11 protein-coding genes are annotated in these 14157 nt (G+C 64.3%); 10 read left to right on the forward strand and 1 reads right to left on the reverse strand.

Annotated features, from left to right (window positions below):
• Positions 1 to 139: 139 nt before the first annotated feature.
• From CKW13_RS10575 to CKW13_RS10620, 10 genes are all read left to right on the forward strand, one after another.
• On the forward strand, positions 140 to 907 hold the full coding sequence (locus CKW13_RS10575) for an ABC transporter permease (protein ID WP_095108532.1): 768 nt from the start codon (positions 140 to 142) through the stop codon (positions 905 to 907).
• Between the two features lie 9 nt (positions 908 to 916).
• Positions 917 to 1678, forward strand: coding sequence for an ABC transporter permease (locus tag CKW13_RS10580; protein WP_095108533.1), 762 nt, complete (start codon positions 917 to 919; stop codon positions 1676 to 1678).
• 11 nt (positions 1679 to 1689) lie between these two features.
• Complete coding sequence (locus CKW13_RS10585; RefSeq protein WP_095108534.1) at positions 1690 to 2496, forward strand: ABC transporter ATP-binding protein; 807 nt, start codon at positions 1690 to 1692, stop codon at positions 2494 to 2496.
• Positions 2497 to 3107: 611 nt separating this feature from the next.
• Positions 3108 to 6158, forward strand: coding sequence for a formate dehydrogenase-N subunit alpha (gene fdnG / locus CKW13_RS10590; RefSeq protein WP_095108535.1), 3051 nt, complete (start codon positions 3108 to 3110; stop codon positions 6156 to 6158).
• A gap of 12 nt (positions 6159 to 6170) precedes the next feature.
• The gene (gene fdxH / locus CKW13_RS10595; protein ID WP_095108536.1) at positions 6171 to 7064 is read left to right on the forward strand and encodes a formate dehydrogenase subunit beta; all 894 of its coding nucleotides are present in this window, start codon (positions 6171 to 6173) and stop codon (positions 7062 to 7064) included.
• The gene (locus CKW13_RS10600; RefSeq protein WP_095108537.1) at positions 7061 to 7708 is read left to right on the forward strand and encodes a formate dehydrogenase subunit gamma; all 648 of its coding nucleotides are present in this window, start codon (positions 7061 to 7063) and stop codon (positions 7706 to 7708) included. The genes fdxH and CKW13_RS10600 overlap by 4 nt, the downstream gene beginning before the upstream one ends.
• Positions 7705 to 8616: a formate dehydrogenase accessory protein FdhE gene (gene fdhE, locus CKW13_RS10605; RefSeq protein ID WP_095108538.1), complete on the forward strand. Its 912-nt coding sequence runs from the start codon at positions 7705 to 7707 to the stop codon at positions 8614 to 8616. The genes CKW13_RS10600 and fdhE overlap by 4 nt, the downstream gene beginning before the upstream one ends.
• Before the next feature lie 194 nt (positions 8617 to 8810).
• The gene (locus tag CKW13_RS10610) at positions 8811 to 9617 is read left to right on the forward strand and encodes an ABC transporter substrate-binding protein (protein ID WP_095108539.1); all 807 of its coding nucleotides are present in this window, start codon (positions 8811 to 8813) and stop codon (positions 9615 to 9617) included.
• An 81-nt stretch (positions 9618 to 9698) separates the two neighbouring features.
• Positions 9699 to 10427 (forward strand): amino acid ABC transporter permease, encoded by a 729-nt coding sequence (locus CKW13_RS10615; RefSeq protein WP_095108540.1) that lies wholly within the window; start codon positions 9699 to 9701, stop codon positions 10425 to 10427.
• 3 nt (positions 10428 to 10430) lie between these two features.
• Positions 10431 to 11114 carry an amino acid ABC transporter permease gene (locus tag CKW13_RS10620; RefSeq protein WP_095108541.1) on the forward strand — a complete coding sequence of 228 codons (684 nt, stop codon included), beginning with the start codon at positions 10431 to 10433 and terminating at the stop codon, positions 11112 to 11114.
• A 520-nt stretch (positions 11115 to 11634) separates the two neighbouring features.
• On the opposite strand, the gene CKW13_RS10625 is transcribed toward CKW13_RS10620, so the two are convergent.
• Positions 11635 to 14121 carry a TonB-dependent siderophore receptor gene (locus tag CKW13_RS10625; protein WP_095108542.1) on the reverse strand — a complete coding sequence of 829 codons (2487 nt, stop codon included), beginning with the start codon at positions 14119 to 14121 and terminating at the stop codon, positions 11635 to 11637.
• Positions 14122 to 14157 lie beyond the last annotated feature (36 nt).

Raw genomic sequence — 14157 nt, forward strand, 5'->3', positions numbered from 1 at the left:
TCGCGGCCGGCCAGTTCCCCACTTTGGCCGCTGACACCGTGCAATCGCGGGCGAGCCTGCTCCCACAGGGCCATAGGTACACGGCCCTGGCACAGCTCTTGCGATAGCCCCCCGGTACTTCGCTCATTTAAGGCTGACCATGCCCAATCGCCCTCGCCGTTTACTGCTTGCCCTGACCTGGCTGATCTCGCCCCTGGCCCTGCTTGCCCTGTGGGCGGCGGTGGCGGCCGCCGGTGTGTTCCCGCGCAACCTGTTGGTGCCGCCGCTGGCGGTGGTGCAGACCTTCGCCGAGCTGCTGGCCAGTGGCGAACTGCAAGAACACCTGCACAGCAGCCTGTCGCGCCTGGGCCTGGGCTTTGTCTTTGGCGCCCTCGGTGGCCTGGGGTTGGGGGTGTTGATGGCGCTGTCGAAAACCGTCGACGCCTATTGCGGGCCGCTGTTCCACACCCTGCGCCAGATCCCCAGCATCGCCCTGATCCCGATGTTCGTGTTGCTGTTTGGCATCGACGAAACCTTCAAGATCATCATCGTCGCCAAGGCCGCGTTCTTTCCCGTGGCCCTGGCCGCCAGCGAAGGGGTACGGGCGATCCCGCGCAGCTATTTCGAGGTGGCCCAGGTGTATCGCTTGCCCTGGCCCACGTTCGTCTGGCGCATCGCCCTGCCCGCCGCCACGCCGCCGATCATCACCGGCCTGCGCATCAGCCTGACCCGCGCCTGGGTGGTGCTGGTGGCCACCGAGTTGCTGGCGGCCGACAGCGGCCTGGGGCAGATGATCGAGATGAGCCGGCAGATGCTGCGCATCGACATCGTGATGGTCGGGGTGGTGGTCACCGGCGTCGTCGGTTTTGCCCTGGATTTTTCCTTTCGCACCCTCGAACAGCGCTTGTTGCGCTGGCAAACCCGCTAGGAGGCGCTGATGCCCACATTGCTTGAAAGAACCCGCGGGCTCTTGCTGCCGCTGCTGTTGCTCGGCGCCTGGGAATACGCCTCGCGCCAGGACGCCGCCGGGGCCTACGCCTTTGTACCGCTATCGACCATCGGCGCCGCCCTGTTGGAACTGCTGGGCAACGGCGAGTTGCTGGTCAACCTGCTCGCCAGCCTCGCCCGCACCTGCACCGGCCTGGCCGTGGGCATTGTCGCCGGCGTCGCGCTGGGGGTGGCGATGGCCCTGTCGGCGCGGGCCAATCGCCTGATCGGGCCGCTGTTTCATGCGATCCGCCAGGTACCGATGCTCGGCTGGATCCCGCTGATCGCCATGTGGTTCGGCAATGGCGAGTTTTCCAAGGTGCTGATCGTTTCCCTCGCCGCGTTCTACCCCATGGCGCTTAACACCTACCAGGGCTTTCACCACGTCGAGCAGCGCTACCGCGAGGTGGGCCAGGTGCTGGTGCTTAGCCGCCGCCAGCAGTTTGTCCATGTGCTGTGGCCCGCCGCACTGCCGAGCCTGTGCACCGGGGTGCTGCATGCACTGGCGTTTGCCTGGGTGACAGCGGTGGGCAGCGAGCTGTTCCTGGCCTCCGGCGCCGGCCTGGGCAACCTGATGATGAACGCCGAGGCCGGCTCGCGCATGGAGGTGATCGTGCTGTGCGTGCTGTGCATCGGCCTGCTCGGTTATGTGATGAACCTGTTGTTTACCCGTTTGAGCCGCCACCTGCTGCGCTGGCGCCCGACCCGTTGAGAGGCCTGCCCATGAACGCCATCGCCCCATTCGCCACACACACCGGCGCACCTGCCGCGCTGGCCGCCGCCAGCGGCGCCGTGCAGGTCCGTGGCCTGAACAAAACCTACCGCCTGCAGGGCAAGGCCCTGCCGGTGCTTGCCGACATCGAGCTGGACGTGCGCCCCGGCGAGTTCGTCAGCATTGTCGGCGCCAGCGGTTGCGGCAAATCCACCCTGCTGCGCCTGATCGTGGGCCTGGAGGCCGAGTACGAGGGGCAGATCCGCCTCGACGGCGCGCTCATTACCGGCACCAGCCTGGAGCGCGGCATCGTGTTCCAGGACCACCGCTTGTTCCCCTGGATGAGCGTGGCCCAGAACATCGCCCTGGCCCTGAAAAACCACGCCCTGCCCCAGGCCGAGAAGGCGCGCCTGGTGGCCGAGCACATTGCCCTGGTCAACCTCGACGGCTTCGCCGACGCCTACCCGCACCAGCTCTCCGGCGGCATGGCGCAGCGCGCGGCCATTGCCCGGGCGCTTATCAACAAACCCAAAGTGCTGCTGCTGGACGAACCCCTGGGCGCCCTCGACGCCCTGACCCGGGTGCACTTGCAGCACGAGTTGCAGCGCATCTGGGTGCAACAGCGCTGCACGGTCATCATGGTCACCCACGACATCGAAGAAGCCCTGTACCTAGGCGACCGGGTGATCGTGATGGACGCCCACCCAGGGCGGATCAAGCGCCAGATCCACGTCGACCTGCCCCACCCCCGCGACCGCGCATCGCCCGTGCTGCAAGGCTACAAGGAGCAATTGCTGGAGGAGTTGGTGGGTCATTGAGCCCGAGAGGGCTGTGGGAGGACTCTCTGTAGCGGGAACTGCCTGTGGGAGCGAGCCTGCTCGCGATAGCGGCCTGTCTGTTACACCGCTATCGCGAACAGGCTCGCTCCCACAACCTCGTCCCCACCGTGAGGCGGTTATTGCCTGAGCAAACTTGGCGACACCCCAAGCACAACTTCTTATATATAAATTGACCCAGATCAACAAAACCAAACTTAATTAACTTTCCAGCCTCAGAAACAGCAAAAACTTGTAGGCCAGCAACTTTCTATCGCCATCATAGACGCTATCGATAATACTATCGACAAGCTTGATTGGCACCCAAAAAACTTCGCACTTACACTGCGCACCTTGTAAACCGGGGCTTGGCGCCCATACCGCTACCACCAAAGTCGTATATACGCCAAATAACTCAGTGTTTTAATGGGTTATCCGCCACTACCAACTACCCTCTGCAAAACGCCCGCCGAATAACTAATAACCTCACGGCGCGCGCTCGGTATTTGTCCGGATTTTGTATTAACCGTGAATAAGAAATCCTTGCGGGGGTTACCTCGTTATATAGGCGCTTGCCTGATGAGTCGTAACGCCGCCTGAACCAGGAGATTTAAATGGACCTTGGCAGAAGACAGTTCTTCAAGCTTTGTACTGTCGGCGTGGCTACGGCTACGACCGCGACCCTGGGCTTTGCCCCTGGCGTGGCGCAGGCAACGCAGTCGCGCCAGTACAAGCTGCTGCGGGCCAAGGAAACCCGCAATAACTGCACCTACTGCTCAGTCGGCTGCGGCATTTTGATGTACAGCCTGGGCGACGGCGCGAAGAACGCCAAGGCGCGGATTTTCCACATCGAAGGCGACCCCGATCACCCGGTCAGCCGTGGCTCGCTGTGCCCCAAGGGCGCGGGCCTGGTGGACTACATCCACAGCGAGCAGCGCCTGCTGTTCCCTGAATACCGCGCGCCGGGTTCCGACACCTGGCAGCGCATCAGTTGGGAGCACGCCATCGAGCGCATCGCGCGCCTGATGAAGGACGACCGCGACGCCAACTTCATCGAGAAAAACGCCAAGGGCACCACGGTCAACCGCTGGCTCAGCACCGGCATGCTTTGCTCCTCGGCGGCCAGCAGCGAAACCGGCTCGCTGGACCAGCGCTTCACCCGCGCCCTGGGCATCCTGGGCACCGACAGCCAGGCCCGGGTGTGCCACGCGCCGACGGTGTCGGCCCTGGCGCCGACCTTTGGCCGTGGCGCCATGACCAACAACTGGGTGGACATCAAGAACGCCAACGTGGTGCTCATCATGGGCGGCAACCCCGCCGAGGCGCACCCCGTGGGCTTTAAGTGGGTGATCGAAGCCAAGATCCGCAACGGCGCCAAGGTGATAGTCGTGGACCCGCGCTTCAACCGCAGCGCAGCGGTGGCCGACATCTACTCGCCGATCCGCGCCGGCTCCGACGTGACCTTCCTCATGGGCATGGTCAACTACCTGATTACCCACGACAAAATCCAGCATGAGTACGTGCGCGCCTACACCAACGCCAGCCTCATCGTGCGCCCCGACTATGCGTTCGACGATGGCCTGTTCAGTGGCTACGACGCGAAAAAACGCAGCTACGACCGCAGCTCCTGGACCTACGAACTCGACGCCCAGGGCTTTGCCAAGCGCGACCCGACCCTGAGCCACCCGCGCTGCGTGTGGAACCTGCTCAAGGCCCACGTCAGCCGCTACACCCCGGAAATGGTCACCAACATCTGCGGCACACCCAAGGACGACTTCCTGAAGATCTGCGCGATCCTGGGCGAAACCAGCGCCCCGGACAAAACCGCGACCTTCCTCTACGCCCTGGGCTGGACCCACCACACCAACGGCGCGCAGATGATCCGCGGCTCGGGCATGCTGCAATTGCTGCTGGGCAACATCGGCATGGCCGGCGGCGGCGTCAACGCCTTGCGCGGCCACTCCAACATCCAGGGCTACACCGACCTGGGCCTGCTGTCGCTGCGCCTGCCCGGTTACATGAACCTGCCCTCGGACGAACAGACCGACCTGGCCACCTACCTCAAGCAAACCACGCCCACCGCGTTGCAGGCCGACCAGGTCAACTACTACAAGAACACGCCGAAATTCTTCGTCAGCATGATGAAGAGCTTCTGGGGCGACAAAGCCACCCAGGCCAACGACTGGGGTTTCGACTGGCTGCCCAAGTGGGATGACAGCTACGACATCATCAACTTCACCAACCGCATGTACGAAGGCAAGGTCAACGGCTACATCGCCCAGGGCTTCAACCCGGTGGCCGCGTTCCCGGACAAGAACAAAGCCTCGGCGGCCCTGGCCAAGCTCAAGTTTCTGGTGATTATCGACCCGCTCGCCACCGAGACCTCCAGCTTCTGGAAAAACCACGGCGAGCAGAACGACGTCGACACCGCCGCCATCCAGACCGAAGTGTTCCGCCTGCCTTCCTCCTGTTTTGCCGAGGAGAACGGCTCGATCGTCAACTCCGGGCGTTGGCTGCAATGGCACTGGGCCGGCGCCGCGCCGCCGGGCGAGGCCTGGCACGACGGCAAGATCCTCGGCCACCTGTTCCTCAAACTGCGTGAGCTATACGCCAAAGAAGGCGGCGCCAACCCGGCGCCGATCCTCAACATGGCCTGGGACTACAAAGACCCGCTGGACCCGGCCCCCGAAGAAGTGGCCAAGGAATCCAACGGCTATGCCCTGGCCGACCTGTACGACGACAAAGGCGCGCTGATACTGCGCAAGGGCCAGTTGCTCAACGATTTTTCCCAATTGCGCGACGACGGCAGCACGGTGTGCTTCAACTGGATCTTCGCCGGTTCCTGGACCGAGCAAGGCAACCAGATGGCCCGGCGCGACAACGCTGACAGCGGCTTGGGCTGCACCCCGGGCTGGGCCTGGGCCTGGCCGCAGAACCGACGCATCCTCTACAACCGCGCCTCGGCCGACCCCCAAGGCCAGCCATGGGACCCCAAACGCAAAATCATCGGCTGGGACGGCACCCGCTGGAGCGGCAGCGACGTACCGGACTTCCCCGTCGGCGTGGCACCGGGCACCAGCACCAGCCCCTTCATCATGCTGCCCGAAGGCGTGGGCCGGTTGTTCTCGGTGGGCGCGCTCAACGACGGGCCGTTCCCGGAGCACTACGAACCCACCGAGAGCCCGCTGCTCAACAACCCGCTGCACCCTAACGTCACCTACAGCCCCACGGCGCGCCTGTATGAGCACGACCGTTCGCGCATGGGCAAACGGGACGAGTTCCCCTACGTGGCTACCACCTACTCGATCACCGAGTTGTTCCGCCACTGGACCAAGCACTCGCGCCTCAACGCCATCGTGCAGCCCGAGCAGTTCATCGAGATCGGCGAAAAGCTCGCGGCGGAAAAAGGCATCGTCCAGGGCGACACCGTGCGCGTGAGCACCAAGCGTGGCTACATCAAGGCCAAAGCCGTGGTGACCAAGCGCATCCGGCGCCTGGCCATCGACGGCCAGGACGTGGACACCATCGGCATCCCCTGCCACTGGGGCTACGAAGGGTCGACGCGCAAAGGCTTTTTGGCCAACACCCTGACGCCCGGTATCGGCGACTCCAACACCCACACGCCTGAGTACAAGGCCTTCCTCGTCAACATTGAAAAGGTCTAACGGAGCGCCCTTATGTCCCTGCAATCCCAAGACATCATCAAACGCTCCGCCACCCACGTGCTGACCCCGGCGCCCCACGCCCGCGACCAGCAAATGGAAGTGGCCAAGCTGATCGACGTGAGCATCTGCATCGGCTGTAAGGCCTGCCAGGTGGCGTGCAACGAGTGGAACGACCTGCGCGACGAAGTCGGGCACAACGTCGGTGTCTACGACAACCCGGCCGACCTCTCGGCCGACACCTGGACCCTGATGCGCTTCGACGAAGTCGAGGATGAAAGCGGCAAGCTCGAATGGCTGATCCGCAAGGACGGCTGCATGCACTGCGCCGACCCGGGCTGCCTCAAGGCCTGCCCGCAACCGGGGGCGATCATCCAGTACGCCAACGGCATCGTCGATTTCCAGTCCGAGCACTGCATCGGCTGCGGCTACTGCATCGCCGGGTGCCCGTTCGACGTGCCGCGCATCAACAAGAAGGACAACAAGGCCTACAAGTGCACCCTGTGCGTGGACCGCGTGGCGGTCGGCCAGGAGCCGGCGTGCGTCAAGACCTGCCCCACCGGCGCGATCAACTTCGGCAGCAAGCAAGACATGCAGCACCTGGCCGGCGAGCGCGTGGTGGAGTTGCAGGGCCGCGGCTTTGCCGGCGCCGGCCTGTATGACCCGCAAGGCGTGGGCGGCACCCACGTGATGTACGTGCTGCAACACGCCGACAAGCCGCACCTGTACCACAAGCTGCCCACCGACCCGCGTATCAGCACAGCGATCCAGGGCTGGAAAGGCTGGATGAAACCCCTGGCCGCCGCCGCGTTCTTCGCCACCCTCGGCGCGACGATGTTCCACTACATCGCCACCGGGCCCAACGAAGTGGACGAGCAGGAAGAACACGAAGAGGACACCCTGGTATGAACAAGGACAAGATGATCCTGCGCACGCCGTTCCTGGAACGCGCCTGCCATTGGCTGATGGTGCTGTGCTTCATCGCGGTGGCCCTGTCGGGGCTGTCGTGGTTCTTCCCTTCGTTCAACGGCCTCAACGCTGTGTTCGGCACGCCGCAACTGGCGCGCATCCTCCATCCGTTCTTCGGTGTGGCGGTGTTTTTGGCCCTGGTGTTCCTGTTTATCCGCTTCGTCAACTACAACCTGCCCGAACCCGAGGACAAGCAGTGGTTCACCCACCTCGACCGGGTCATCAGCGCGCGCCACGACAAGCCCCTGCACATCGGCAAGTACAACCCCGGGCAGAAGCTGTTGTTCTGGGGAATCATGGGCCTGATTAGCCTGCTGTTGCTCAGCGGCGTGGTGATCTGGCGGCCGTACTTCGCGCCGCTGTTCAGCATTCCGGTGATCCGCGTCGGCCTGTTCGTGCATGCCCTGGCCGGGTTGTCGCTGATCCTGCTGGTGATCGGCCACGCGTACCTGGCGTTCTGGGTCAAAGGCTCGATCCGCGGCATGGTCACCGGCTACGTCACCCGCAACTGGGCCAAGCAGCACCACGACCGCTGGTATCGCCAACTCAACGCCAAACAGCGCAAGGCGCGGGGCCCGAAATGAACAGCATCCACCTCACCCCCGTGCAGGAGCGCAGCCCCGGCATCGGCGAAATCACCGCGCTGCTGCTGCCCGAACTGGGCCTGCGCTACAGCCTGCGGGCCCAGCGCCTGCGCCACTTGGCGGCGGAGCATGCGATGGGCGACTACCTGCGCTTTGTCGCGCGCATCGCCGACGTGCAGCAGCAACTGCTCGACAGCGCACCGCTGCCCGCCGCCCTCAAGGCCTCCCTGGCTGCGCGCCTGGAGCATCCCGGCGCGCCCCTGGCCGGCAACGCCGACCTGAGCGAGCCCTACTGGCAAGAACTGCTGCGCCACCTGTGCGAAGCGCTGTACATCGACAGCTCGCCGACCATCCGCACCACCCTCGATGCCGTCACCGCGCTGGACGCCGCCGCCCTGCACGCCAAGGCCCAGGCCCTGCTGGCGGGGCGTTTCGCCGAGGTCGACAGCGGCCAGGCACTGTTTATCTGGGCGGCCCTGGCGCTGTACTTCACCCAACTGGCGGCGCATTTGCCGGCCTCGGCCAAGGCCTGTGTCGGCGAGCACCGCCAGCATTGCCCAGTGTGCGCCAGTACCCCGGTGGCCAGCCTGATAATGAGCGGCGCCCAGGCCGGCCTGCGCTACCTGCACTGCGGCCTGTGCGAGAGCCGCTGGCACATGGTGCGGGTCAAGTGCAGCAACTGCGAAGCCACCGGCAACCTCGACTACTGGAGCCTGGAGCAGCACAACGCCGCCGCCAAGGCCGAGAGTTGCGGCGACTGCCACAGCTACCTGAAGGTGTTCTACCCCGAGCACGACAGCGCCTTGGAGCTGGTGGCCGACGACCTGGCCAGCCTGGCCCTGGACGGCGAAGTCGAACGCCAGGGCTTTGCCCGCAGCGGCCTCAACCCGTTTTTGTTCCCCGGCTGAAAAAAACCGCTGCGGCGTTTTGCCCCTTGCCCCCACGCAACGCCGCGAGCGCTCTGGCTCGCGGCTTTGGCGCTGAGATCAAAAAGCCACCTTATGCGATTTAGGAATCAGCAAATTCTTTTATATTCCTTTAACGTTTTGCAACAGGCTGCAAGACTCGGCACCAGAATCATCCATTAAGTGTTGAGAACCCCATGAAAAAATTGACTGCCCTCACCGCCCTCACCCTCGCCGTGCTGTCCGGCCTGGCCCACGCCGATCGCCTGGATGACATCAAGAAATCCGGCGTACTGCGCGTGGCTTCGTTCGACAGCAACCCACCGTTCGGCTTTATCGACGCCAAAAGTAAGCAGATCGAAGGCCTGGACGTGGACTACGCCAAGGCCATCGCCGACAAGCTCGGGGTGAAGCTGCAACTGCAACCGACCAACCCGGCCAACCGCGTGCCGTTGCTGGTGGCCAACAAGGTCGACCTGGTGCTGGCCAACTTCACCATCACCCCCGAGCGCGCCGAGCAGGTCAACTTCAGCATTCCGTACTTCAGCTCCGGCCAGCAGTTCATCGTCAAGAAAGGCACCCTCAAGTCCCCTGAAGACCTGAACAAATGGCGCGTCGGCGTAGACAAAGGCACCGTCAACGAAGGCGTGCTGCGCGACAAGTTCCCCGGCGCCAAAGTGATCGCCTATGACGACACCCCGTTCGCCTTCACCGCCCTGCGCAACGGCAACGTGCAAGCCATTACCCAAGACGGCCCGAAACTCATCGGCCTGCTGGCCAACGTGCCGGACAAGGACAAGTACGAAGTACCGCCGTTCACCATCTCCAACGACCTGATCGGCGTGGGCGTGCCCAAGGGCGAAACCGCCCTGACCGAAGTGGTCAACCAGACCCTGCTGGAGCTGGAAAGCAAAGGCCAGGCGCAGAAGATCTACGACACCTGGTTCGGCCCCGACACCAAGACCCCGCTGACCCGCCTCTACAAGATCGGCGACAAGAGCTGAGCCCAGCGCTGTGTAATGCCACCAACAGCCCGCAGCGGATCACCGCGCGGGCGTTTTTGATTCTGCATGGACACTGCTTTGATGTTCGGTGAACTGCTCGGCCCGCAATACCTGCACTGGTTGTTCGATGGATTTGTCCTGACCCTGGCCCTGAGCGCCGTGGTTTGCCTGGTGGCCACAGCCCTGGGTTTCGTGGTCTGCCTGGCGCGCCTGTCGCCCTCGCGGCTGCTGGCCTGGCCGGCCCACGCCTACCTGGCGCTGTTTCGCAATACGCCGCTGCTGGTGCAGCTGTTTTTCTGGTACTTCGGCGTCAGCGCCCTGCTGCCCGAAGCCCTGGTGATGTGGTTGAACATGCCCCACGAGATCAGCCTCGCGGGCTGGGTCATCGGTTGGCCGTCCTTTGAGTTCATCGCCGGTTTCTGGGGCCTGACGCTCTACACCGCGGCTTTTATCGCCGAAGAATTCCGTGCCGGCATCGCCTCGGTACGCACCCAGCAGCGCGAGGCCGGGTTCGCCCTGGGCCTGCGCAGCGCCCAGGTGTGGCTGTACGTGGTGTTGCCGCAAGCCTTGCGCACCGCATTCGGGCCGCTGTTGGGGCAGTACATGAACGCATTGAAGAACTCGTCCCTGACCATGGCCATCGGCTTGGCCGAGTTGTCCTACGCCTCGCGCCAGGTCGAAACCGAAACCTTCAAGACCTTCCAGGCCTTCGGCTTCGCCACCCTGCTCTACGTGCTCAGCATTGCCCTGATCGAAGCCATCGGGCAGTGGGTGCAGCACAGCAAGCGCTATCGCCAGGGAGCGGCTTGAGCCATGGACTTTTCCGTCATTAGCGACAACCTCGACTACTTCCTGATCGGCGCCTACCCCAACGGCCCCCTTGGCGGCGCAGCGCTGACCCTGGTGCTGAGCCTGCTGTCCGGCACCATCGCCGCCGCCCTGGGCCTGGCCTTGGGCTTGGGCCTGACCCTGCTCAAAGGCTGGCCCCGGGGCGTGTTGCTGGCGGTGCTGGGCTTTTTACGGGCGATCCCGGTGCTGATGCTGATTTTCTGGAGCTACTTCCTCCTGCCCATCGTCTTCAAGGTGGACGTACCGGCCCTGGCCACGGTGGTCTGCGCCCTGTCGCTGATCGGTGGGGCCTACCTGGCGCACTCGGTGCACGCCGGCATCCAGAGCCTGCCCACAGGCCAATGGGCCGCCGCCCGCGCCCTGGGCATGCAGCCTTGGCAGGTGCTGCGCCTGATAATCCTGCCCCAGGCCCTGCCGATCATGCTGCCCTCGTTCCTCAACCAGTGGATCAGCCTTATCAAGGACACCTCCCTGGCCTACGTCATTGGAGTGGGTGAGTTGTCGTTCGTCGCCACCCAGGTCAGCAACCGGGTCATGGTCCATCCCACGGAGATCTTCCTGTTCGTGGCCCTGGTGTACTTCCTGTTCTGCGCCAGCCTCGACCTGGCCGCCAACTGGCTGACCCGCAAACCCACCCGCGCGTCGTAGCAAGCGGAGCACCGCCCGGCCCGCTCCCACAGCGGAGCGGCGGGCCAGCCAGCATAAGTGATCGACACCAGAGTGGGAGCGAGCCTGCTCGCGATGGCGGTATTCCAGCCACGATAACTGCATGGCCTGAACCGGCCTGATCGCAGGTAAGGCCCGCTCCCACCGTTGGAATGGTGGGTGTTCCTCTGTAGGAGCGAGCCTGCTCGCGATGGCGGTATTCCAGCCACGATAACTGCATGGCCTGGACCGGCCTCATCGCGGGCAGGGCCCGCTCCCACCGTTGGAATGGTGGGTGTTCCTCTGTAGGAGCGAGCCTGCTCGCGATGGCGGTATTCCAGCCTCGATAACTGCATGGCCTGAACTGCCCTCATCGCGGGCAGGGCCCGCTCCCACCGTTGGAATGGTGGGTGTTCCTCTGTAGGAGCGAGCCTGCTCGCGATGGCGGTATTCCAGCCTCGATAACAGCATGGCCTGGACCGGCCTCATCGCGGGCGAGGCCCGTTCCCACAGGGGATGGGGCTTAGAACGCGGCCTTGACCGACACCATGAAGTTGCGCGGTTCGCCGTAGAAGTTGCCGAAGTTCTCCGTGCCGATGGTGGCGTAGTAGCGCTTATCGAACAGGTTGTTGCCGTTCAGCGCCAGCGACCAGGTGTCGTCGATGCGGTAGCCGATGCGCCCGTTCCAGATGGCGTAGCCGGCCTGGTTGAACTTCTGACCGGTGGCCGGCGAGGCACGGAAGTTGTCGCTTTGCGCGTTCACGCCGGCGCCGAGGGTGAAGCGCTCCAGCGACCCGCCCAGGCTGTAGTCGCCCCACAGGCGCAGCATGTGCCGGGGCACGTAGGTGTTGAAAGCCACGCCGTTTTTCGTGGTGTCGATGTCGTCCAGGGTCTTGGTTTGGGTGTAGGTGTAGCCGGCCAGCAGTTGCAGGCGTTCGAGCACCTGGCCGCTGACTTCGGCTTCAAAGCCCTGGGCGCGGACTTTGCCGGCGTTGAGGTAGCAGTAACCGTCCGGGGTGGCGCAGTCGGAGGAGGCGTAGTCGGTTTGCGCCTGGTCTTTGCGCAGGGTGCGGAACAGGTTCACCGAGCTGTTCAGGCGCCCGTCCAGCCACTCGCCCTTGATCCCCAACTCATAGCTCTGCCCCACCATCGGTTTGAGGGAGGCGCCGCTGTCGCTGCGCAAATTGCCCTGCGGGGTAAAGATGTCGGAGTAGCTGGCGTAAGCCGTGAGGTGCTCGTTGAGGTCCAGCAGCACCCCGGCGAACGGCGTGACCTGGCCGGTTTCCGTGCTGTTGGACACTTCACGGGTTTGCGAGCGCAAGTAGAACGAGTCGGTGTCGGATTTGTACCAACTGACCCGGCTGCCGACGATCAGGGTCAGCGGGTCGGCCAGTTTCAGGCGCAGGGTGGAATACGCCCCGTACTGCTTGGTCAGCGAATCCACCGGGCCACCGCGGGTGGAGTTTTTGGTGAAGTAATCATCGCTGGGCTCGATGATGTTTTTGTCCGGGTGCAACACGTTCTGGTTCTGCGGCACGAAGGCCACGGAGTAGAAGTCGTCCTTGTGGGAACGGCTGGCGTTGACTCCCACGGTCAGTTCGTGTTGCTGGCCCAGGGCATCGAATTTGCCGTCCAGGTAGGCGTCGAAGCCGTAGTCGACCTGGTCGTAGTCATAGAAGCTGCCGAGCATGCGGGTTTCGTTGACGCCCGGGGTCACCGCGCCTGAGGCGAAGGCGTATTTGATGTCTTGGGTGTTCTTGGTGTACACGCCGGCCACTTTGAGCGCCCAGTCGTCGTTGAGCTGATGCTTGATGTCGCCGAACGCCGTGGTGCGTTTGCTGCGCCAGTTGTTCCACGCCGGGTCCAGGCAGGTGGAGCGGCGCAGCTTGAGGTCGCTGCCGTCCTTGTAGCGCGGCAGGCCGCCCCAGCACGGGGTGGCGTCGAGGTCTTCATAGGCCAGGCCGACGCCCAGGGTGGTGTCGGGGCTCAGGTCCAAATCCAGGGCGCCGTAGTAGGTCTGGTCGCGGCGCTCGGCGTTGTCGTAGAAGTAGCGCCGCGACTGCTCGGCCACCACCGCCCGGCCGCGCACGGTGCCGGCGTCGTTGAGGGGGCCGCCGGTGTCGACCTGGCCACGGTAGTTGTCCCAGGTGCCGCCACTGAGCGACAGCTCGGTGTGGGCGCTGCTCTGCCCGCGCTTGCGCACAAAGTTGACCGCGCCCGAGGTGCCGCCCGCGCCTTTCATCATGCCCGCTGCGCCGCGCAGCACTTCCACGCGGTCGAAGTAGGCCATGTCGCTGCTGAAGCTGTCGGCCTGTACGTAGTTGTTGCCCATGTCCAGGGGCACGCCGTCGTACTGGTACTGGCCGAGCATCTGGAAGCCACGGGAGTAGAAGTATTTGCCGCCCATGGGCGAGTCGTAGACGGTGATGCCGGGGACTTTTTCCATCACCTGGTCGATGGTGGTCAGGTTCTGGTCGTCAAGCATCTTGCGGGTCATGACGGTGAGGGACTGGGGCGTGTCCTTGAGGCTGTGGGCGCCCTTGCCGATGGTCACCGCGCCCGTGGTGTAGGAGCCGCTGTTCTCGGTGGTGGCCCCCAGTTGCTCGGCGGAAATGGTGGTGGCCCCCAGTTCCAGGGCCGCGCCGTCGGCCGCCACCGCCCGCAGCACGTAGCTGCCGTTGCTTTGCGCCTCGGCCTGCAAGCCGCTGCCCTGCAGGATGCGGGCAAAACCTTCGGCAACGCCGTAGGCGCCCCGCAGCCCGGCCGAGCGGCGGCCCTCGGTGTGGCGGGCGTCGAACGACAGCGCCACCCCGGCGGCACTGGCAAAACGGCTGAGCACTTCGGCCAGGCTGCCAGCGCCCACCTCGAACGTACGCGCCGCACCCTGCTCCTGGGCGACCTGGGCCGCCGCCGGCAAGGCCAACCCGGTGCTGCCCACCACCATGCCCAACAGCGCGATCTTGACCCCGTGGGCCAAGCGCCCCGCCCGCGGTTTTTGAATATGAGACATGCGTGCCCTTCCCCGATAACGATTATTAAACTCACT

This window comes from Pseudomonas sp. Irchel 3E20 (assembly GCF_900187645.1).
Lineage (GTDB): Bacteria > Pseudomonadota > Gammaproteobacteria > Pseudomonadales > Pseudomonadaceae > Aquipseudomonas.

Bases quoted from the DNA above. Each gene is read 5' to 3' on its own strand.
- CKW13_RS10575 (WP_095108532.1), top strand. From the start codon at position 140: ATGCCCAATCGCCCTCGCCGTTTACTGCTTGCCCTGACCTGGCTGATC.
- CKW13_RS10580 (WP_095108533.1), top strand. From the start codon at position 917: ATGCCCACATTGCTTGAAAGAACCCGCGGGCTCTTGCTGCCGCTGCTG.
- CKW13_RS10585 (WP_095108534.1), top strand. From the start codon at position 1,690: ATGAACGCCATCGCCCCATTCGCCACACACACCGGCGCACCTGCCGCG.
- fdnG (WP_095108535.1), top strand. From the start codon at position 3,108: ATGGACCTTGGCAGAAGACAGTTCTTCAAGCTTTGTACTGTCGGCGTG.
- fdxH (WP_095108536.1), top strand. From the start codon at position 6,171: ATGTCCCTGCAATCCCAAGACATCATCAAACGCTCCGCCACCCACGTG.
- CKW13_RS10600 (WP_095108537.1), top strand. From the start codon at position 7,061: ATGAACAAGGACAAGATGATCCTGCGCACGCCGTTCCTGGAACGCGCC.
- fdhE (WP_095108538.1), top strand. From the start codon at position 7,705: ATGAACAGCATCCACCTCACCCCCGTGCAGGAGCGCAGCCCCGGCATC.
- CKW13_RS10610 (WP_095108539.1), top strand. From the start codon at position 8,811: ATGAAAAAATTGACTGCCCTCACCGCCCTCACCCTCGCCGTGCTGTCC.
- CKW13_RS10615 (WP_095108540.1), top strand. From the start codon at position 9,699: ATGTTCGGTGAACTGCTCGGCCCGCAATACCTGCACTGGTTGTTCGAT.
- CKW13_RS10620 (WP_095108541.1), top strand. From the start codon at position 10,431: ATGGACTTTTCCGTCATTAGCGACAACCTCGACTACTTCCTGATCGGC.
- CKW13_RS10625 (WP_095108542.1), bottom strand. From the start codon at position 14,121: ATGTCTCATATTCAAAAACCGCGGGCGGGGCGCTTGGCCCACGGGGTC.